Annotated in this window: 20 protein-coding genes; 15 read left to right on the top strand and 5 right to left on the bottom strand. The window is 64.5% G+C overall.

The window, feature by feature from the left end; all coding sequences use genetic code 11:
* Positions 1 to 68: 68 nt before the first annotated feature.
* The 3 genes from IVB42_RS35355 to IVB42_RS35345 all read left to right on the top strand — a co-directional run bounded on the left by IVB42_RS35355 (position 69) and on the right by IVB42_RS35345 (position 2280).
* Positions 69 to 647, top strand: coding sequence for a TetR/AcrR family transcriptional regulator (locus IVB42_RS35355; protein WP_026233656.1), 579 nt, complete (start codon positions 69 to 71; stop codon positions 645 to 647).
* Positions 648 to 682: 35 nt separating this feature from the next.
* Complete coding sequence (locus tag IVB42_RS35350) at positions 683 to 1843, top strand: iron-containing alcohol dehydrogenase (protein WP_247393698.1); 1161 nt, start codon at positions 683 to 685, stop codon at positions 1841 to 1843.
* A gap of 125 nt (positions 1844 to 1968) precedes the next feature.
* A complete protein-coding gene (locus IVB42_RS35345; RefSeq protein WP_247370663.1) occupies positions 1969 to 2280 on the top strand; it encodes a hypothetical protein in 312 nt (103 codons plus the stop codon).
* A 225-nt stretch (positions 2281 to 2505) separates the two neighbouring features.
* Here IVB42_RS35345 and hydA read toward each other — a convergent pair whose 3' ends face one another.
* Complete coding sequence (gene hydA, locus IVB42_RS35340) at positions 2506 to 3927, bottom strand: dihydropyrimidinase (RefSeq protein ID WP_247394646.1); 1422 nt, start codon at positions 3925 to 3927, stop codon at positions 2506 to 2508.
* On the bottom strand, positions 3927 to 4667 hold the full coding sequence (locus IVB42_RS35335; RefSeq protein WP_018458758.1) for an aspartate/glutamate racemase family protein: 741 nt from the start codon (positions 4665 to 4667) through the stop codon (positions 3927 to 3929). Before IVB42_RS35335 ends, hydA begins: the two co-directional genes overlap by 1 nt.
* Before the next feature lie 206 nt (positions 4668 to 4873).
* Here IVB42_RS35335 and IVB42_RS35330 point away from each other — a divergent pair, with 206 nt between their 5' ends.
* Both IVB42_RS35330 and IVB42_RS35325 read left to right on the top strand, forming a co-directional pair.
* Entirely contained in the window at positions 4874 to 5590 is a 717-nt protein-coding gene (locus IVB42_RS35330) for a GntR family transcriptional regulator (RefSeq protein WP_018458757.1), read from the top strand.
* On the top strand, positions 5587 to 6336 hold the full coding sequence (locus IVB42_RS35325; RefSeq protein ID WP_018458756.1) for an aspartate/glutamate racemase family protein: 750 nt from the start codon (positions 5587 to 5589) through the stop codon (positions 6334 to 6336). The genes IVB42_RS35330 and IVB42_RS35325 overlap by 4 nt, the downstream gene beginning before the upstream one ends.
* Here the strand turns inward: IVB42_RS35325 and IVB42_RS35320 are convergent.
* On the bottom strand, positions 6333 to 7772 hold the full coding sequence (locus tag IVB42_RS35320) for an amidase (RefSeq protein ID WP_247393700.1): 1440 nt from the start codon (positions 7770 to 7772) through the stop codon (positions 6333 to 6335). The two genes, IVB42_RS35325 and IVB42_RS35320, sit on opposite strands and share 4 nt — an antisense overlap.
* A 40-nt stretch (positions 7773 to 7812) precedes the next feature.
* Between IVB42_RS35320 and IVB42_RS35315 the strand changes: the two genes are divergently transcribed.
* The 4 genes from IVB42_RS35315 to IVB42_RS35300 are packed head-to-tail and all read left to right on the top strand — an operon-like array spanning position 7813 to position 11680.
* Positions 7813 to 8907: an ABC transporter ATP-binding protein gene (locus tag IVB42_RS35315; RefSeq protein ID WP_247393702.1), complete on the top strand. Its 1095-nt coding sequence runs from the start codon at positions 7813 to 7815 to the stop codon at positions 8905 to 8907.
* Positions 8908 to 8937: 30 nt separating this feature from the next.
* Complete coding sequence (locus tag IVB42_RS35310) at positions 8938 to 9984, top strand: ABC transporter substrate-binding protein (protein WP_007608710.1); 1047 nt, start codon at positions 8938 to 8940, stop codon at positions 9982 to 9984.
* Positions 9985 to 10001: 17 nt separating this feature from the next.
* Positions 10002 to 10865, top strand: coding sequence for an ABC transporter permease (locus IVB42_RS35305; RefSeq protein WP_247471919.1), 864 nt, complete (start codon positions 10002 to 10004; stop codon positions 10863 to 10865).
* Entirely contained in the window at positions 10865 to 11680 is an 816-nt protein-coding gene (locus IVB42_RS35300) for an ABC transporter permease (RefSeq protein WP_018458752.1), read from the top strand. Before IVB42_RS35305 ends, IVB42_RS35300 begins: the two co-directional genes overlap by 1 nt.
* Here IVB42_RS35300 and IVB42_RS35295 read toward each other — a convergent pair whose 3' ends face one another.
* Positions 11681 to 12016, bottom strand: a complete 336-nt coding sequence (locus IVB42_RS35295; protein WP_026233653.1) for a hydroxyisourate hydrolase — start codon at positions 12014 to 12016, stop codon at positions 11681 to 11683.
* Between the two features lie 26 nt (positions 12017 to 12042).
* Between IVB42_RS35295 and IVB42_RS35290 the strand changes: the two genes are divergently transcribed.
* Positions 12043 to 13239, top strand: coding sequence for an MFS transporter (locus tag IVB42_RS35290; protein ID WP_026233652.1), 1197 nt, complete (start codon positions 12043 to 12045; stop codon positions 13237 to 13239).
* Complete coding sequence (locus tag IVB42_RS35285; RefSeq protein WP_018458749.1) at positions 13220 to 14587, top strand: amidase; 1368 nt, start codon at positions 13220 to 13222, stop codon at positions 14585 to 14587. Before IVB42_RS35290 ends, IVB42_RS35285 begins: the two co-directional genes overlap by 20 nt.
* Before the next feature lie 33 nt (positions 14588 to 14620).
* On the opposite strand, the gene IVB42_RS35280 is transcribed toward IVB42_RS35285, so the two are convergent.
* A complete protein-coding gene (locus tag IVB42_RS35280) occupies positions 14621 to 15499 on the bottom strand; it encodes a MurR/RpiR family transcriptional regulator (protein WP_247299698.1) in 879 nt (292 codons plus the stop codon).
* Positions 15500 to 15816: 317 nt separating this feature from the next.
* Here IVB42_RS35280 and IVB42_RS35275 point away from each other — a divergent pair, with 317 nt between their 5' ends.
* The 4 genes from IVB42_RS35275 (at position 15817) to IVB42_RS35260 (ending at position 20216) form a co-directional block, all read left to right on the top strand.
* Entirely contained in the window at positions 15817 to 17358 is a 1542-nt protein-coding gene (locus IVB42_RS35275; protein WP_026233651.1) for an ABC transporter substrate-binding protein, read from the top strand.
* A gap of 78 nt (positions 17359 to 17436) precedes the next feature.
* Complete coding sequence (locus tag IVB42_RS35270) at positions 17437 to 18381, top strand: ABC transporter permease (RefSeq protein ID WP_007608695.1); 945 nt, start codon at positions 17437 to 17439, stop codon at positions 18379 to 18381.
* 11 nt (positions 18382 to 18392) lie between these two features.
* Complete coding sequence (locus IVB42_RS35265; RefSeq protein ID WP_240543193.1) at positions 18393 to 19238, top strand: ABC transporter permease; 846 nt, start codon at positions 18393 to 18395, stop codon at positions 19236 to 19238.
* A 3-nt stretch (positions 19239 to 19241) separates the two neighbouring features.
* Positions 19242 to 20216 carry an ABC transporter ATP-binding protein gene (locus IVB42_RS35260; protein ID WP_026233650.1) on the top strand — a complete coding sequence of 325 codons (975 nt, stop codon included), beginning with the start codon at positions 19242 to 19244 and terminating at the stop codon, positions 20214 to 20216.
* The last annotated feature ends 17 nt before the right edge of the window (positions 20217 to 20233 follow it).

Here is a 20233-nt window from a genome sequence, read left to right as displayed (position 1 = left end):
ATAGATTGCGTTCGAGCTCTATACCGGATAATAGATGTCGAACGCAATCTAAAATGGGGAGACCAATGATGCGAGTGAGTCGCATTCAGGCTGAGGAAAACCGGCAAAACGTCATCAATGTCGCAAGCCGCCTGTTTCGGTCGCGGGGATTTGACGGCATCGGCCTCAAGGACCTGATGGAAGCTGCCGGGCTGACCCAAGGCGCATTCTACAAGCAGTTTGAGTCAAAGGAGGACCTGGCCGCGCAGGCGTCGACGCGCGCGCTGGAGAGCGCCACGCTGCGATGGTCGACCGCCATCGCCGCGGCCCCTGAGGATCCCCTCGGGGCGGTGATGGGGTTCTATCTCAGCACGGATCATCGCGACGAAAAGATGGACGGTTGCCCGATCGTGGCGCTCGGCTCGGATGTGGCCAGACAGAGCAGCGAGGTGAAAGCGTCGTTCGAAGGCGGGATCAAAGCGCATATCGAAATCCTCAGCCGCCTGATTGCCGAAACGAGCGACGAGGAATCCAGGAGCAAAGCCATGGCCATTCTTTCGACGATGGTCGGAGCGTTGACACTCTCACGCGTCGTCAACGATCCCGATCTCGCTCAGGCCTTTCTGGAAACGGCGTCGCGACAGATTCGCGACACTGTCGCCGCTTGAAGATCGGTGCTTGATAACTCACAGGGAGAACGCAAATGCGCAAAGCAGGGATACACAATTTTCCGGCGATCGACCGTGTCGTTTACGGCAAAGCTGCGTCTGAGGCCTTGAACGATGAAGCGGTGCGGCTGGATGCCAAGCGCGTCTTCCTGATCGTCAGCCGCACCTTGAATACCAAGACCGACGAGATCGAGAAGATCCGGCGTGCGCTCGGCGAAAGACATGTCGCGACCTTCGATGGAATTGCAGAGCACACCACGCGCAAGCAAGCTGCCGAGGTTGCCCGTCAAGCCAAAGACGCCGGAGCCGACCTGGTGGTCGCCGTCGGGGGAGGCTCGGCGATCGATCTCGCCAAGATCGTCATCATGGCGATGGAACATGACGTCCGTGACGAAGCGGGTTTCGATCCATTTCCCATGGGCCCGGGCGTCACCGTCTCTCCGTTCCGATCGCCAAAAGTTCGACAGATCGCGGTGCCATCCACGCTGAACGGCGGCGAATACAATGCAGCAGCGCTCGTCACCGATGAACGCAGCAGGCTGAAGCAGATCTTCTTCCATTCTCTGATGATGCCGGTGGCGATCATTCTCGACCCTGCCCTTACCGTCCATACGCCCTCGAAGCTCTGGATGGGATCGGGAACGCGCTCGATGGACCACGGCATCGAAGCATTGTGCTCACCCGCCGGCACGCCGCTTAGCGACGAGGTGGTCCTGGCCGGCATCCGCACGCTTCGGGAGGGAATGCAACGGACCTTGCAGCAACCCGATGATCTGGAGGCGCGTCGACTGTCTCAATATGGCGCGTGGCTCGCCGCTTTCGGCCTCCAGGCGCGGGTCCCGATGGGAGCCAGTCACGGCATCGGCCACGTGCTTGGCGGGACCTTCGGCGTACCACACTATTATTGCACACCGGTCATCATGCCGAGCCTACTTCGCTACAACAAGGCGTTCACAGAGGATGCGCAAACGCGCTTAGCAGCGGCTCTTGGCGAGCCGGGCATGGAAGCGGCAGCCGCCTTCGCAGAATTCACCAGGAGACTTGGACTACCCGGTCGCCTTGCCGACGTCGGGATCGGCGAAGACAAGTTCGAGCAGATCAGCAAGATTGCGATCAATCATCGCTTCGTGCAGGCCAATCCGCGGCCTTTTAAAAGCGAAGCCGACATCGTCGATCTGTTGCGAATGGCCGCCTAGCCAAATCCGAATGAACTGATACTTGCCCAAATTGACGTGCGGGAGAATCCAGCCATGACATCAGCTCCGCGCCCACGCCGGCAAGTAGGGCCGGCGACGCGCCGGCAACCGTCTATCAACTGTTCATGCAGGAGAGCGCGGATGCTGCCCGCTGGCATGAACATCCAGGCGGAGAAAGCCGTAAAGACAAGGAAGCGATCCCTTGCTCAACCTGTCACATGACTTCGACGCAAGTAAACGAACCGGCTCCCGCTCCGCCCCGCGCCGGCATCGACTGGCAACTCGCTCCCGTTGACTTCATCCGGTTCGGAAAAAGCGGCGCCGAGATCTGCGCGCAAATGAAGGATCCCAAGCGCAATGGCGGCCGCGATGCCGCCGGGCTGGTCGAACATCTGCGCCATGACGCTTCGTTGAACGGCTTCATTCCGCGCGGCTGAGCGCCCGGCACAGGTCGGACGACGCCACCAGGCAGCTTCGAGAATCGTGTCAAGGACGTCGCCTTATGGGGGACGGCCTGACAACCTTGTCCGAATTGATTAGATTCGTTTTGCCGCATGCGAAGGCTGGATACGAACATATGACCGGCATGATCTGTGGACTTGAGACGGCCGTCGCGCCGCGCGCACGGGCGCCATAGTTGAGCAGCAACGCGTTGAGTCCGATCAGATCAGGCTCGACCTGCCGCGGCTGAGAATGTCGCCTGCGCCTTTGTCGCCGACGATCCTGCCGTGTTCGTACACCACCCGGCCACGGGCGATCGTCGTTACCGGCCATCCGGTGACGTCGAACCCTTCCCATGGCGTGTAGTCCGAACCGTGATGCAGATCGGCCTGCCGAATAGGCTTCTTCAATTTGGGATCCCAGAGCACGATATCCGCATCGAAGCCGACGCCGATCGAGCCCTTGCGCGGATAGAGGCCGTAGATGCGCGCATGGTTGGTCGCGGTCAGCTCGACGAATTTTTGCAGGCTGATCCGTCCCTTCGACACGCCTTCGGAGAACAGAATCGGCAGCCGGGTCTCGACACCTGGAATGCCGTTCGGCACCCAGCGGAACGAGGTGCGGCCGTTCGGCGTCAGCTTGCCCCTGGGATCGTCGTAACGGAACGGGCAGTGATCGGACGAGAAAGTCTGGAACACGCCCGTGGTGATGCCTTCCCAGATCGCCTGCTGGCTTTCCGCGTCGCGCGGCGGCGGCGAGCAGACATATTTCGCGCCTGACATGTCCATGTTCAGACCCTTCATGTCGTCAGCCGTCAGCGTAATGTATTGCGGGCAGGTCTCGGCATGAACAGGCAATCCGCGCTGCTGAGCCCAGCGCACCTGCTCCATCGCCTCGCGCCCGGAGACGTGCACGATCATGATGGGAACGCCGATCACCTCGGCATGACTGATGGCGCGATGCGTGGCTTCGCGCTCGACCGCCTGTGGCCGCGACACGCCGTGATAATAGGGCGCGATATGGCCCTCGCGTTCCAGCTTGGAGGTCAGGAAACGGATGGCGTCGTAACCCTCGCAATGGACCATCACCAGCGCCTCCTCGCGGCGCGCGACCTCGAAGACCTCGAGCAGCTGCTTGTCACTGAGCACGAGGTCGTCATAGGTCATGAACACCTTGAACGAGGTGTAGCCGTCCTTGACCAGGGCCGGCAACTCCTGCCCGAGCACGACCGCGGTCGGATCGGAGATGATGAGATGGAACGCCGTGTCGATATAGCACTCGCCTTCGGCAAGCTTGCGGTAGTTCTCGACACAGGTCCGCAGCGACGTGCCCTTCTGCTGCAGCGCGAACGGCAGCACCATGGTGTTGCCGCCGGCGGCTGCCGAACGGGTCGCTGAGGCGAAGTCGTCGGCCATCACCACGTCGGGGCCGGAGGCCTGCGAGATGTGGACATGGCTGTCGATCCCGCCCGGCAGGGCCAGCAGCCCGGTCGCGTCGATCTCGCGCGCTGGGCCTTCGAGATGATCGGCAATGCTGACGATGCGGCCGTCGCGAATGCCGATATCGGCGCGGAACTCGTCGTTGGCCGTCACGATGGTGCCGCCGCGAATAGCAAGATCGAGGTGCGTCACAGGAGTCTCCATCACTTGATGACCGTCGATGTCTGGAAGATCCGCCCCCAGTCGGCAAGAGCCCCGGCATCGCCGCCGGCGAGCTCCAGGGTTCGCCACAGCGTGACCGCTACCGAATCGACCACCGCGACATTCAATTCCCGTTCGAGCGAAGCCGCCAGCGCGGCGCCGTCGAGGTTGGTGCAGAGGATGACGACAGCATCGGCGCCGTCAGCCGCCACAGCGCGGATCATGCCAGCAATCGTCGCAGGCGCGACCTCGCCGAAAGAGAAATTGTCGCGCAGTCCGAGGTGCCGCTCCGCGTGCGGGGCGATCCCCTCCTCGGCCCAGACGTGACCGATCCGCCGCTGCACGTCGTCGGTATAGGGCGAGACCAGGCCGACACGTTTGGCGCCGAGCGCGCGAGCGGCATCGATGCAGGCGAGCGTGGAGGTCGTCGCCGGCACGCCGGTGCGCACCGTGATTGCCTCGCAAAGGCTCCGGTCTCTGCCGATGCCGAGCCAGCTTGCGGACGTACCGTTCCAGGCGATGGCATCGACCTTCGCATCGGCCAGCAGGTCCGCCGCAGGCAGCATCACCGAGGCGTCGAACTGGTTCAGCGCGGCGGCGTCGAGTGCGATCTCGGTGACGCGGAAACGCGAGAAATGCGCGGTGACATCGGCCACGCCGGCGAGCATCGCACTGGTGACGGGCTCCAGCACCGAATTGGAGGACGGCGTGATCATGCCGAGGCGTTTGCGCACAATTGACATCGATCGCAGTCGCTCCGTTGCGGCGAAAGCGCTCCTCCGCTTCCTCAAAAGGATCATCCGCGTCCGCATCGGTCCACGCAACCCGCAATCTGCATGCTGCATACAATTTATTCGATATGCACGTGTTTTGAGCCACATACGTCTTCTATTTGGGCACCTCACGTGAAGGAAATTAGCTACGATCGCACGTCAGCAGGAAGGCCGGCGTGCCGCAAAAATCCGAACCGAACCCGGGCCGAAAGTCGCCCAAACTCAAACGGATGGGCCTGCATGAGCGCGCCGCCGCGCGGATGCGGACGATGATCATTCGCGGCGAGCTGCCGCCGGGATCGCAGACCCAGGAAACCAGGCTGTCGAAGGAGCTGGGCGTATCGCGCACTCCGCTGCGCGAGGCGATGAAAGTGCTCGCGGCCGAGGGATTGATTGAGCTCCGCCCCAACCGCAGCCCGCGCATCGCCGACCTCGCCGTCGACGGCATCTCGGAATTGTTTGAGGCGCTGGCCGGCATCGAGCGGCTGGCCGCCGAGCTCGCCGCCGAGCGCGCCACCGAGCGCGATCTCGCCCGCCTGCGCACGCTTCAGACCCGCATGGAAGGTCATCATCGCAACGGCAAGCTCGACGAGTACTTCGCCATCAACGGCGAGATCCACGACACCATCGTCCGCATGGCGCGCAACACGCCGCTGCGCGAGGCGCACGTGACGCTGATCTCCCGCGCCGAGCGCGCGCGTTACCTCGCGCTCGGCGCCGACCGGCGCTGGAGCAATTCGGTCGACGAGCATGCCGGCGTCCTGGCCGCGCTCGAGGCGCGCGATAGCGAAACCGCAGGACGCCTGCTCGGCGCCCATGTTCGGCGCACCGGCACGGCGCTGCTCGAAGTCATCGCGGCCTCTCAAGCCAAGCAGACGGCGGCGCAATCATGAAGCTGCTGCTGCTCAACCCGAACACCAGCACCGCAGTCACCCAGTTGATGACGGATGTCGGGCAGCGCGCGGCTGCGCCCGGGACCGAGCTGATCCCCTGCACCGCGACCCGCGGCGTGCCCTATATCTCGACACGCACCGAGGCACAGATCGGCGGTGCCATTGCGCTGGAGATGCTGGCCGGGCAGCATCGCAAGGTCGACGCCGCGATCATCGCCGCCTTCGGCGACCCCGGCCTGTTCGCCGCGCGCGAAACCTTCGACATTCCCGTAGTCGGCATGGCGGAAGCGGCGATGCTGACCGCCTGCATGGCCGGACGGCGTTTCGCCATCGTCACCTTCGCCCAGGCGCTCGGCCCCTGGTACGAGGAATGCGTCCGCGCCCACGGGCTGTGGGAGCGCTGCGCCGGCATCCGCATGCTCGATACGCCGTTCCAGGCGATCTCCGAGGTCGGCACCGAGAAGGAGGATGTGCTGGTCGATCTCGCCCGGCGCGCGATCGTGGAGGACGACGCGGACGTCTTGATTTTTGCAGGTGCGCCGCTCTCGGGCCTCGCTGAGCGCGTGGCCGACCGGATCCCCGTCCCAGTCGTCGATCAAGTCATCGCGTCGGTGAAGCAGGCCGAAGCCCTGGTCGCGCTTCGCCTGCGCAAGGCAACCGCAGGCACGTACCGCCGGCCCGCCGCCAAACCCACCCTTGGTCTTGCCGATGCGCTCGCCGCCCGGCTCGAGCATCGCGATAACTAGGGGAGCTGCGGCCAGCGATGCGAAAAACCAAGCTTGTTCTCAATCGCACGGCCGAAGGCAAACAGGCGGGATTCGCATCCCAGCGGTGCAATGATCTGGATACCGAACGGCAGCTCGTTCTCCGCTCGGGGGGCCGGCAGGGTCAGCACCGGGAAACCGACCAGCGACACGATGAAGGTGACGGCGAGATAATCGATCGGCGTCTCCAGCGCCGCGCCATCGATCGTGGTGACGTCGCTGATCTCATTCGGCCAGGGCAAAACGGACGCCGCCGGCGCCACCAGGAAATCGGCGCGGCTGAACAGCTCGCGAAAGCTGCGGTAGATCGCGGTGCGGCGCTGCTCGGCATTGAGATAGTCCTCCGCGGAGAGCTTTGCGCCCGCCTCGATATTCCAGATCACGGTGGGCGTCAGCTCGGCGCGGCGCGACTTCAGCAGCTCGCCATAGCCGTTGGCGATGTGCGCGGCGCGCAGCGTCCGAAATGCCTCGATCGCACCGCCGCAATCGGGCGCGGACGGCACCACATCGGCCACGGCTCCGAGCGCCTCGCAGGCCGCGGCGAAACGTGCACGGACATCGCGCGCGACGGCCGCGATCCCGAAATCGGGCGTCGCGGCGATCCGGGGACGCACTGCAACCGGCCGATCCTCATTGACGACACCGATCGAGAGTGGGTCGTGCACATCGCCTCCCCCACAGATCGACAGCGCAAGCTCGAGATCGTCGACGCCGCGGGCGAGAAAACCGTGGGTGGCGAGCATGTCCCAGCCGAGGGGGCGATGCGGCGCCGGGATGCGACCGGGCGTCGGCCGGATCGAGGCGACGTCGCAAAAACTTGCGGGCGTGCGCACGGAGCCACCGAAATCGGTGCCATGGGCCAACGGCACCATGCCGGCCGCGACCGCAACCGCGGAGCCACCGGAAGATCCACCCGAAGTCAGTACCGGATCGAACGGATTGCGCGTCGGCCCGCACAATTTGTTGGTACAGACCGCGCCGAAGCCGAATTCGGGTGTGTTGGTCTTTCCCAGAATGATCGCGCCAGCGCGCCGCAATCGCGCGACCACGAGATCGTCTTCGGCCGGAATATGATCGCGGAACAGAGCCGATCCGTACGTGGTCGCAACCCCCGCAGTGTCGGTGAGGTCCTTGATCCCTATGGGCACCCCATGCAGCGGGCCGACCCGCGTTGGCGCGGCGTCGCAGATATCAGCGGCACGGCGGGCCCCCTCCGCATCGACAGTCACGAAGGCCGCCAATTGGCTATCAAGACTCGCGATCCGCGCCAGATGCGCCTCGACCGCGTCGCGCGAGGAGAGTTCGCCCTTCGCGAGGGCGCGTGCGAGGGCCGTGGCAGTGAGGTCGCAAACCGATCGATCCGACGTCATCACGCCACCATGCCAAACCTCGCGGCGAAAAGCGACCGGTGCGGGCATGAGACTTGCTTTCTACTCCGGGGCAACGGGAGGCAACACCATGGCTGAAGCGCAAGGCGGCCGATCGCTCGTGGTCGACGCCGTCACCCACCGCTATCCGAGCGGCGCGCTCGCGGTCGAGAACATCAATCTCAACATCAAAGGGGGCGAGATCATCGCCCTGCTCGGCCCCTCCGGCTGCGGCAAGACTACCCTGCTGCGCATCATCGCCGGCTTCATCGCGCAGACGCAGGGGCGGATCATCATCGGCGACGACATCGTCGACGCGCTACCGCCGAACCGCCGCGCGGTCGGCATCGTGTTCCAGAACTACGCACTATTCCCCCATCTCAGCATCAGCGAGAACGTCGCTTATGGGCTTGCCGCGCGCGGGATCGACAAGGCGACCCGCCAGCGCGAAGCACACCGCTTGCTGGATCTGGTGCAGCTGCCGACCATGTCGGAACGGTTGCCACGGCAGCTCTCCGGCGGCCAGCAGCAGCGCGTCGCGCTGGCCCGCGCGCTCGCGATCAAGCCGTCAATCCTGTTGCTCGACGAGCCCTTTGCCGCGCTCGACAAGAATCTGCGGCTCGACATGCAGATCGAGGTCAAGCGGCTCCAGCGCGTCTCCGGCATCACCACGCTGATCGTGACCCACGACCAGGAAGAAGCGCTGTCGATGGCCGACCGCGTCGCCGTCCTGAGCCACGGCAAGCTCGAGCAGTTCGGGTCGCCGTCGGACGTCTACGACCGGCCGCAGACCCTGTTCGTCAACACGTTCGTCGGCGCCAGCAACCGCATGCCCGGCGTGGTCGTCTCGGCAGACCGCACGGCCGCAAAAGTCCGCCTCGATGCCGGCGCGGAAATCATTGCGCGTCCCGCCGGCGGCGCTCTCACCGAGGGCGGCCGCGTCACCGTGTGCATACGCCCCGAGCATCTGCAATTCGTTGGCGACGAGACCGGCTTTGCCGGCGTGGTCGGCATGTCGCTGCCGTTAGGAGCCACCGTCGTCCACGAGGTCACCACCGCGGACGGCTCCGGCGTCAAGATCTCCCAGGCGCGCATCGGCGAGACGCGCACCCTGGAGAGCGGCGCCGCGGTGCGCCTCGCGCCGCTCGCCCCGTCGCTCGCAAACGCTTTTCCTGCAACGCTTTGAATTCAGTTTTTGTCCAGAGGGAGTTCGACCATGATCATGAACCGCCGAAGCCTGATGACGACCGCACTCACACTCGGCGCCATGAAGGCGTTTCCCGGACTGAGCTACGCCCAGGCCCGCCCGCTGGTGTTTGCGACCTTCACCGGAAGCTGGGAGGAGGCGCACAAGGCCGTGCTGGTGCCGGCCTTTCGCAAGGCGAACGCCGATGCCGCGATGGTGCTCGACCCCATGCTCTCGGTCGACCAGATCGCCAAGGTGAACGCCGCCAAGGCCAATCCGCCGATTGACGTCATGCTGCACGATCCCGGCCCGGCCCTGGTCGCAATCGGCCAGGATCTGGTCGAGCCATACCCCGTCGAGAAGAGCGCCTATTACAAGGACCTGATCGCCGAGGCCCAGGAGCCGATGGGCCCTGCCCCCTTCTTTCAGGTCGTCGGCCTCACCTACAATCCGGAAGCCGTCAAGACGCCGCCGACCTCCTGGGCCGATCTGTGGAAGCCCGAGTTCAAGGGCCGCGTTGGCATCACCAACCTTAACTCGACGCTCGGCACCGGCTGGCTGGTCGAGATCGCCAAGATGCGCGGCGGTTCGGAAGCCAATGTCGATCCCGGCTTCAAGGCGATCGAGGAGCTGAAGCCCAACCTCGCCGCGGTCGCCGCCAATCCCGGCGCGCTCGCCACCCTGTTCCAGCAGGGCCAGATCGATATCTCGCCCGGCAATTTCAACGCCATCCAGATCCTGAAAGCGCGCGGCGTGCCGGTCGAGTTCGTGGCCCCGAAGGAAGGTGCCATCGCCTTCAAGACCACGATCCACATCGTCAAGAACTCGCCCAACCGCGAGCTCGCCTTCAAGCTGATCGAGGCGTCGTTGACCCCGGAAGTGCAGACCACGCTGATGAACCCGCCCTACCTGATCGTGCCGACCAATTCCAAGGTGGCGATGGGCGGCGAGATCGCGCGCGTGCTCGCCAAGGACACGGCCGAGCTGAAGCAGAAATTCGTGTTCCAGGACTGGAAGAAGATCAACGAGCAGCGCTCGGCCTGGATCGAGCGTTTCAACCGCGAGATCAAGATCTAGAGCTTCAAGGACTCATGATGGGCACAGCACCGGCATCACGAGACGTCACGTCCTACAGGATGGGATTGGCAGCGCCGCTGGCGCTGTTCTTCCTAGTGTTCTTCGTGGCGCCGCTGCTGCAATTACTGTGGCTCTCGTTGCACAACGACACGGCCGCGCTCCATTGGGGACTCGGCCAGTATCTGCACTTCCTCACCGATCCCTTCAGCCTCAGCGTGCTCGGCTCGACGCTGCTGCTTGGGGCCGAGGTGACGGCCGTCTGCCTCGTGCTCGGCTTTCCCATCGCCTGGCTTTACCAGCGGGTCGGGCCGCGGCTTCAGACCATCATCATCCTGATCGTGCTGCTGCCGCTTTTGACCAGCGTCGTGGTCCGTACCTTCGCCTGGATCGTCATCCTGGGCCGCCAGGGCATCATCAACGCGACGCTGCAATCGCTCGGCATCATCGAGACGCCCCTGAAACTGCTCTACACCCAGTTCGGCGTCGTCCTCGCGCTGGCGCAGGTGCAGATGCCGCTGATGACGCTGCCGCTGATCACCGCGCTCGGCCGGATCGATTCCAATCTCGACGACGCCTCCTGCTCGCTCGGCGCTGGAAGCTGGCGCACGTTCTTCCGGATCGTGCTGCCGCTGTCGCTGCCCGGCGTGATCGCCGGCTGCACGCTGACCTATGCCGCCGCGATCACGGCCTTCATCACCCAGTCGCTGATCGGCGGCAGACAGATGCTGTTCATGCCGATGTATCTTTACCAGCAGGCTTCGACCCTGCAGAACTGGCCGTTTGCCTCCGCAATCTCGATCATCTTTTTGCTCGCGGTGCTCGCGGTCGTCTCCGTCTTCACCACGCTCGGCCGCCTGTCGCGCGGCTATGGAGGTGCGTGATGAGCGGGCGCAAGCGCACCCTGGAGGCGTTCAGTTTCGAGCTGGTCATGAGCCTGATCGCCGCGATTGCGCTGATCATCATCATCGCGCCGTCGCTGGTGGTGCTGATCGTCTCGTTCACCAGCGGCTTCTCGCTGCGTTTTCCGCCGCCGGGCTATTCGCTGCGCTGGTACGCCGAATTGTGGAACGCCTGGCAGCTGCACTTCGCAGCCAAGAACAGCCTCATCGTGGCACTGTGGGCGACGGGCCTGTCCGTGGTGCTCGGCGTTGCCGCCGCGCTCGCGATCTCGCGCTCACCGACGCTGTCGGCGCGGCTGCTCGATTCCCTCTTCATGTCGCCGCTGGTTCTGCCGGCGCTGGCCTTTGGCCTTGCCGCGTTGATGCTGTTCTCGCTGGTCGGCCTGCCGGTGTCGCCGTTGACGCTGGTAATCGGCCACACCGTGGTCTGCGTGCCCTATGTCGTGCGCAATACGATTGCGGCGCTTGCCCAGCTGGAGCCGACCCTGCTGGAGAGCTCGGCCGTGCTGGGCGCCGGCCGCATCTACACGTTCCGGCGCATCGTGCTGCCGCTGATCCGGCCGGGCATCATCGCGGGCGCCTTCATCGCCTTCATGTCGTCCTTCGACAACGTGCCGGTGTCGCTGTTCCTGCGTGATGCCGCCACCGACATGCTGCCGATCCGGATGTGGCAGGACCTCGAGGGCAAGCTCGACGTCACCATCGCCGCGCTGTCGGGCGTGCTGATCATTGCAACCGTCGCGTTGGTCGCGATTATGGAGCGCGTCACGGGGTTATCGCGGCGGCTGACCAACTGATCAGGCGCCGCGGAACAGCGAATAGCCCCAGCGCGTGAATTTCAGCGGCAGGTGAAAATGCTCGTCAACATTCTTGATGCGAAAGCGGAACGGCGTCACCGTGAGAAACCCGTCGCGCTCGCCAAAGAACTCGCCGAGATGAAACAGGACCTCATACTCGCCCGCCGTCACGCCCGCCCCCTGCGCAACGGGATGATCGAGCACGCCGTTGACACCAAGCCGTCCGTCGGCGACGCGCAGCGAGTCCGGATCGATCCGCCAGATCTCGACGCGCAGACCCTGCGCCGGGCGTCCGCTCGCCACATCGACCGCGTGAATGGAAATGCCACCTGCCACAATGTTCCCCCCGAGAGCGCTGCACCATGGTAGACGCAAACACGGCCGTTCGACCAGCGCCCGCATTGCTGCCCGCGCTTGGCGCCACGACCTCATTGCAGGCGCTGGTGGCTCTGGCTCTGTTCGCGCCGGGCGTGGTGGCACCGCGCGCCCATATCGAGGTCTGGCAGCTCTCGATGTTCTCCTGCGCCGTGTTCGCGGTCGGCATTCCCGCCTCGTTCTGGGGCGGCGGCTTCATCGCCCGCCTGGGCTCGATGCGGATCGCGAGCCTCTGCGCGGCGGCGATCATCGCCAGCATGGCGCTGGCTTCGCTCGGCTCGACGGCGGCCCTGCTCGCAGCCGGCCTCTGTCTTGGCCTCGCCTTCGGACCGGAGACGCCCGCAAGCGCGGTGCTGCTGGCGCGGCTCGTGACGGCCGAGCGGCGCGCGTTCGTGTTCTCGGTTCGCCAGACCGGAAACCAGATCGGCGCCGTCTGCGGCTCGCTGGTTCTGCCCGCGATCGCAATCTCGCTCGGGCCCGCCTGGTGCTATGCCGCCGTGGGCGCCTGTGCGCTGCTGGCGATAGCGTGGTTCGAGCGCCTGCGGCCCGCCTACGCCGTCAAGGTCGTGCCACTGCCGGAGCTTAGCCTTCGCACGCGGCTGGCACTGGTGATCGCGGACCGGCGCATCGCAATGCTGGCGCTGGCCTCGATGCCCTTCAGCGCGATGCAGGTGTCGCTCAATACGGTCTTCGTCACGCTCGGCACCCGCGAGCTCGGCCTCAGCCATGTCGAGGCCGGCATGGCGCTTGCCTGCGCCCAGGCCGGCGGCCTGATCGGCCGGCTCGGCTGGGGCTTCGTCGCAACGCGCCTCAATGCCTCGCGCGGAGTTCTCGTCGTCATCGGCCTCGGTATGACGTTCTGCGCCGCGCTGCTGGGTCTCGATGGCGTATCGCTCGGGCGGACCGGCCAGTTCGCGATTGCAACTCTGTTCGGCCTGACGGCCTCCGGGTGGAACGGTGTCTTCGTCGCCGAGATCGCACGCCTCGCCCCGCAGGACAGGATTGGCGAAACCACCGGCGCGGTGCTGACCGCATCCTACGCCGGCCTCTTGGCAGCACCGGCGCTGGTGTCCTTCCTGGACAGCGCAGCCAGTCTCGGTGCCGCCTTCTTCGCCTTGGCTTGCCTCGCCCTCTGCGGCACATTGGCACTGGTCTGGGGAGGCCATGACAAAGGGAAGAAGTAGCGCGTGCGAGATTGCGGCCGACGTCTCCGCCGGACGAACGAGTGCGGTCGAGACCGCCAAGGCCGCGCTTGCGCGCATCGAGGCCGCCAAGGCGCTGAACGCAGTGGTGACGACCGCTCCTGCGCGTACGCTTGCCGACGCCGCAGCGGTCGATGATCGCCTGCGTGCCGGCGAGACGATGCCGCTCGCCGGTGTCCCCGTCGTCGTCAAGGACAACATCTGGGTCCGTGACTGGCGTGTGACACAGGGCTCGCGCCTGTTCGCCGAATTCGTCGCGCCGCAGGATGCGATTGCGATCGAGCAGCTGCGCAAGGCCGGCGCCGTCGTCGTCGGCATCGGCGCAACGTCGGAATTCGCCTGCAAGGGCGTGACCACCTCGCCGCTGTATGGGCCAACGCGGCATCCGCTGGATCCCACGTTGACGCCCGGCGGCTCGTCGGGCGGCCCTGCCACGGCGGTTGCGGCCGGCCTCGTGCCGCTAGCGATCGGCACCGATGCGGGCGGCTCGAGCCGCAGGCCGCCGGCCCATGTCGGCGTCGCGGGGTTCAAACCGTCCTATGGCGCGATCCCCTATGGGCCAGGCTTCGCCGAACCGTTTTTCGGCCTCTCCGTCATCGCGCCGATCGCCACTGACGTTGCCGATATCGCGCTGGCGTTCGAGGCCATGGCCGGCGTCGATCCGCGCGATCCGGATTCAGCCGGCATCGCTCAAGAGGCCAAAAACATCGCCGGTCTGCGCATCGCGTTCTCGCCGCGCCTTGGGCTCGACGTCGCCGTCGACGATGTTGTCGCTGAAGGGCTCGCTTTCGCCATCGCGCGTCTCTCCGCCGCTGGCCTCAGCATCGCGCAGCGCGATCCCGTCTGGCCGGCGGGCGCGACGGAAGAGGCTATCATGCCGCTTCAGCAGGCCGGCCTCGCCGCACTCTATCGAGATGCCTTCCGCGAGGATCCGACCGTGTTCGATCCTGACATCGCCAGACAGATCGAGCGAGGGCTGTCGTGGTCGGGCGCCGACGTTGCCGGTGCGCTGCTGGCAAGCGCCGCAATCGCCAATGCTTTCGCGGCATTCTTCACCGAGGTTGATCTGCTGCTGGCGCCAACCGTTCCCTGTGTCGCCTGGCCATTCACCCAGCTCGGACCCGACATGATCGGTGGCCGCGCGGCGAGCCCGCGCGCGCACGCGGCGTTAACGCCCTTTGTCAATCATGCTCGTCTGCCGGCGATTTCGCTGCCGTGCGGAACGGATCGGTGCGAACTTCCATTCGGCCTTCAGGTCATCGCCGCGCGCGGACAAGACCGCACGCTGCTTGAAGCAGCGCAAGAGATCGAGGCCATATTGCGAACATAATCCCGAGAGGCGGGCGGTGGGCTAATTGCCCGCTCAGTCTCCCAGCGGCCCTTTGGCGTCCCCGTCGCTCCCCTTCAGCAACTCGTATTTGATCCGCCGCATGCGCGCCTGGGCTTCGAGCGGTTTGCAATAGGCAGTTGACGCCGCAAGCAGATCGATGGTGGCGAGAAATGCATAGCGCGACGCCGTCGGCTTGAGCGCGTCGGGCGCCTCGGGCACGTGTACGCCAAGCGCAATATCGGCGATCGAGGCCAGCCTGCTTTGCGGCTTGGTAATTGCGATGACCAAGGCGCCGTATTGCTTGGCGATACTGGCTGCCTCGATCACCTCGTTGGCTGCACCGGTGGTCGAGATGGCAACGACGACATCATCCCGTCCGAAGGTCGCGGCAATCATGCGCATCAAGCTCGGATCGGAGGCATGCGAGACGGCAATCCCAAGACGAAAGAACCGGTTCTGAACCTCCGCCGCCGCAAGAGTGGAACCGCCCCCCACCCCGAACGCTGCAAGCTTCGAACAGCGGGAGATAGCTTCGGCAGCCCGCTCGATGTCCTCCTTGCGAAGTCCCTCCTCGGCAGCGGCAATTGCACGGCGAATTTCCTGAAACACCGACCGCCAGAGCGCGGGGCGCGCCAGATCGGTCCCGACATGCGGGGGAAGCTCAACGTAAATCCGCCCGACCGCCATTGCTTGAGCCAGCCTCACCTTGAGGTCGCGGACGCCCCGGCAACCGACGGAGCGGCTGAACCGGGTTACCGTCGGCTCGCTGACGCGCGCCCGACGGGCCAACTCGGAATTGCTGGCGTGAACGGCAAACTCCATATCGGCCAGCAGCACCGTGGCAACGCGTTGCTCGGACGGGCTGAGGCTTAGAGCGCTCTGCCTGATGAGGGAGATGATGTCGCCGGCCACGACATTGTCGTCGCCGGGCGGCTTCGAGATTGCTGCACCAACGGCTCTCGCCGGGTGATTTCGCTTTGCACGCGCCATTGCCCGCCCTTTCCCAGGTCAGATCAACCTGCGCCCTTGGCAAGAAGCTGCCGTAAGAAACCTTCAGCGTCGACCAAACGTATATCGGCATGCCACATCAATAACAGCATTTTCTGCTTGATAATTGCCAAATTGTGTATGTAACTTTCAAACAAGCAATAGCGTGCCGTCAGCCCAGCAGCTGAAAGGCACATCCCTGCACCGGGAAGCAGGCGGCTCAACAAGGCGGGAGGGCGATCATGAGATACGGTCCAAGTGTCTTGATGCGTGGCGTCGTGGGGCTGGCCACCGCGTCATTTTTGATTGCGCAGGCCAATGCCGCCACCCTGCTACGCGAAGCCACCATCGGAGAACCGCCGCCGCTCGATGTCATGCTGACGACCGCCGACGTCGCATCGGTCATCGGCCGCCACATCTTCGAGACCCTGTATGCGCTAGACTCGACCTATACGCCGCGTCCGATGCTGGCCGAGAGCGATCGCACGGAAGACGGCGGTCGGACCATCGTCATCAAGCTCCGCGAAGGAGTCCTCTTCCACAACGGCAAGGAGATGACCGCCAAGGACGTAGTCGCCTCGATGACGCGATGGGGCAGTTTCGGTGCACGCGGCAAGCTCCTGATGGCGGCGGCTACGTCGGTCGAGGCGACCGGAAAGTATGAAGTCACGCTGAAATTGTCCGCGCCGAACGGCGCCTGGAAGGCTCTCATTGCGGACGTCAATGGCGGTCTTGCGATCTATCCGGAAGACATAGCCGCCAAAGCGGGGAACCGGCCGATCGAGCAGAAGGACTATATCGGCACCGGGCCCTACAAGTTCGTGGAGTGGCGGCCGAACCGCTATGTCGAGGTGGAGAGGTTCGAGGGCTACAAGCCGGTGAAGGAAAAGGGTGACGGCTTCGCCGGCGCCCGCGTTGCGAGCTTCGACAAGATCCGGTTCATTCCGGTGCCTGACGTCGGCACGCGCGTGAGCGGCGTGCAGGCGGGTGACTACGACTATGCGGAAATGATCTCCGGCGATCTGTACGAGTCCCTGAGCAAAGATCCATCGGTCCAGGTGCAGCGTACCAACGCGCCGATCTTCGGCCTTTTCTTCATGAACTCGAAGCAGGGAATCCTGAAGGACAATTACAAGCTCCGCCGCGCCATCCAGACCGCGCTGGACAAGTCGCAGGCGCTGCGCGTCGCCTTCGGTCCCAAAGACCTGTGGAATGCCGAAGGATCGATCTTTCCCAATGGCACCCCCTGGTACTCGACGGAAGGCGCCTCAAATTATAGTGCGCACGATCCGAAGAAGGCCAAGGAGCTCGCAAAGGAGGCGGACTACACGGGGACGCCGATCCGCCTGCTGGTCTCGACGAACTATCAGGCACACTATGACGAAGCCTCCGTCTTCACCCGTCAGCTGGCCGACGCCGGAATCAATGTTCAGATGATGGTCGTCGATTGGGCGACCCTTCTGAAGATGCGCGGCCAGCCGGAACAGTGGGACATCTTCGTCACGCACCATTCCTTCGCGCCGGACCCGCTGCTGCTCACGTTCCTGAATGCGAGCTATCCCGGCTGGTGGGACAGCCCCGAGATCGGCTCGCTTCGGGCCGAGTTGATCAACACGACCGATCCAGCCGCGCGCAAGTCGACATGGGACAAGATCCAGTCGCTGATCTATGAGCAGGTACCGGTGATGAAAGTAGGCGATGCCTACACCTACGACATTGCTTCTCCCAAGCTCAAGGGGCTCAACCCAAACGGTCCGGTGTTCTGGAATGTGTCCACGAAATAAGGACGGGCAATGAGGCCGCGAGGACTGTCGAGCGCCGGCGCCGGCGCGCATCGTTGCCGCTGACAGGCGCCCAATCACATGTGGTCTTACGCATTCAAGCGCGCAGGAACGACGGCGGTGACGCTGCTGGCAGCGTCCATCATCATCTTCGCGTTCATCCATATCGTGCCGGGTGACCCGATCTATGTTTTGCTCGGTGATACCGCGACTCCCGACCAGATCGACGCCTTGCGACACCAGCTCGGTCTCGACCAGCCGATCATCCTGCAATATCTCACTTGGGCCGGCCATGTGCTCGAGGGCGACCTCGGGCGGTCGATCTTCTTCCAGGCGCCCGTGCTGTCGGTGATTGCCGATGGCGCCGAGACCAGCACCTTGCTCGCCACCATGACGATGATCTGGGTTGCCGTCATCGGCGTGCCGATCGGAATGATTGCGGCGGTCCGGCACGGCACGTGGCTCGATCAGGGATTGTCCGGTGGGGCGATGCTGATGGCCTCGATACCCACGTTCTGGGTCGGGCTCTATCTGATCCTGATCTTCGCCGCGTGGCTCGGCTGGTTTCCGAGCTCCGGCTATCCGTCGATCTTCGAAGGCGGTGTCGTCAATCTCCGCTATCTCGTCCTCCCCAGCCTGGCGCTTGCGGCTCCGAATGCTGCTTTGATCCTGCGGCTGACGCGCGCCAGCATGCTCGACGTCTCCCGGGAGGACTACGTGCGCACGGCGCGGGCAAAGGGAATCCGGCCGTGGCAGGTCGTGCGCCGCCACATCTGGCGCAATGCACTCCTGGCGGTCGTCTCGGCCTTCGGCTTCACCTTCGCCGCGCTGCTGTCCGAGGCGGTGGTGACCGAAACCGTGTTTGCCCTGCCCGGCATCGGCCGCCTCGTCGTTCAGTCGATCCTTCGCCGAGACTACCCTGTGATCCAGGGCGTCATCCTGGTCATCGTGGTGGTTTATCTCCTGATCAATCTGATCGTCGATCTGAGCTATCGTCTGCTCGATCCGCGGGTTGAACTTCAATGAGCAGCAACAGCGTGACATTGTGGCTCAAGCCGTTCATCGCCCGCCCGATCGCGCTGGCCGGGCTCGGCGTCCTTCTGGCGACTGTGCTCGCCGCGGTCTTCGCACCCTGGCTGTCGCCTTACGATCCGTATGCCATCGATCCCCTGATCCGCCTGACGCCCCCGAACATGACCCACTGGTTCGGCACCGACCAATTCGGCCGGGATACCCTGTCGCGCACCATTCATTCAGCACGCATGGCACTTTTGATCGGCTCGGGCGTGGTCGTCTTCGCTCTCGCGACAGGCGTTCCGGCCGGCGTACTTTCCGCACTGTTCCCGCGGCTGGGTCACCTGCTGATGCGCATGGTCGACGTGCTGATGGCCTTCCCGACTCTGCTTCTCGCACTTGGCCTGATTGTCATCTTGAGCCCGAGTGTGGCCACCGTCATTCTGGCCATTGGGATCGGCTACATGACGACGACGACCCGCATCGTCTACGGACTGACGCTGCGCTTGCGCGCGGAAACCTATGTCGAGGCGTCCCGCAGCATGGGCGCCGGAGCGGCATGGCTCATCAGTCGGCACATCTTGCCGAACCTGGTCTCGCCACTTCTCGTGCAGGCCAGCTTCGTCTTCGCGTTCGCGCAGCTCGGCGCGGCTTCACTCGATTTCCTGGGCCTCGGCGCCCCTCCGGACATTCCGAGCTGGGGCAATATGCTGGCGGAGTCACGGACCTTCATCACCCGCGCGCCGTGGCTGCTCTTCTTCCCGGGCATGATGATCGTGGCGACGGCATTTTCTCTGAACCTGGTCGGCGATGCATTGCGCGATCGACTCGATCCGCGGTTCCGTCAAGTCTTTGGTGAGAAGGGTTAGGCCGTGCTGACAGTTTGCGACCTTACGGTGTCAGTGGGGCCGGAAACCGCGCCGGTCGACATCGTCGCGGGCGTGTCCTTCGGCTTGGCCAAGGGCGAAATCCTCGGCCTCGTCGGCGAGTCCGGCTGCGGAAAGAGCATGACCTCGCTTGCGGTCATGGGATTGCTGCCGCAGCCCGGTCCCCGAGTCCGGGCCGGGCGCGTCCTGTTGGAGGGCTGCGACGTAACGCAGCTGCAGCCCTGGCAACGTGTCGAAGCGGGCCACGGCCGCATGGCAATGATCTTTCAGGAGCCGATGACCTCACTGAACCCTGTTCGTCGGATCGGCGATCAGATCGCCGAAGCCGTACGCGTGCATGAGGGAATTTCGGGCGCAGCGGCGCTGGTCCGTGCGCGCGAACTGCTCGAACTGGTACGTATGCCCGACCCCAAAATGCAGCTGTCCGCGTATCCCCATCAGTTGTCCGGAGGCCAACGCCAGCGGGTCATGATCGCGATTGCGCTGGCCTGCAGGCCACAGGTGCTGGTCGCCGACGAACCGACCACTGCGCTGGATGTCACCATACAGGTTCAGATTCTCGGGCTCTTGCGCGAGCTCTGCAATCGGCTCGATATGGCGATATTGTTCATCACTCACGACATGGGAGTCATTGCGCAGCTCGCCGATCGTGTCGCTGTCATGTACGCCGGCCAGATCGTGGAAACCGCTTCAGTCGATGCGCTGTTCGGCGCACCCCGTCATCATTACACCCGCGGACTGATGGATTGCATGCCGTCGCGAAATTCCGGCGCGCGCCGGCTGCCGACCATTTCTGGTCAGCCGCCGCTGCCAGGTTCGGTCGCCGCTGGCTGCGTGTTTGCCTTGCGTTGCGCAGCGGTGCGCGATGAGTGCCGCGTGGCGACCCCGCCCCGCCTGGAGGCTTCCCAAGGGCACGAGGTGCTCTGCGCGTTTCCGCTGGCCGGCGGAGAGCTGCCATGAGCGGCAATGTAATCCTC

Source organism: Bradyrhizobium sp. 45 (assembly GCF_023073155.1).
GTDB lineage: Bacteria > Pseudomonadota > Alphaproteobacteria > Rhizobiales > Xanthobacteraceae > Bradyrhizobium > Bradyrhizobium canariense_D.
The sequence above is the reverse complement of the archived record's forward strand: the minus strand, read 5'-3'. Positions and strand labels throughout refer to the sequence as shown.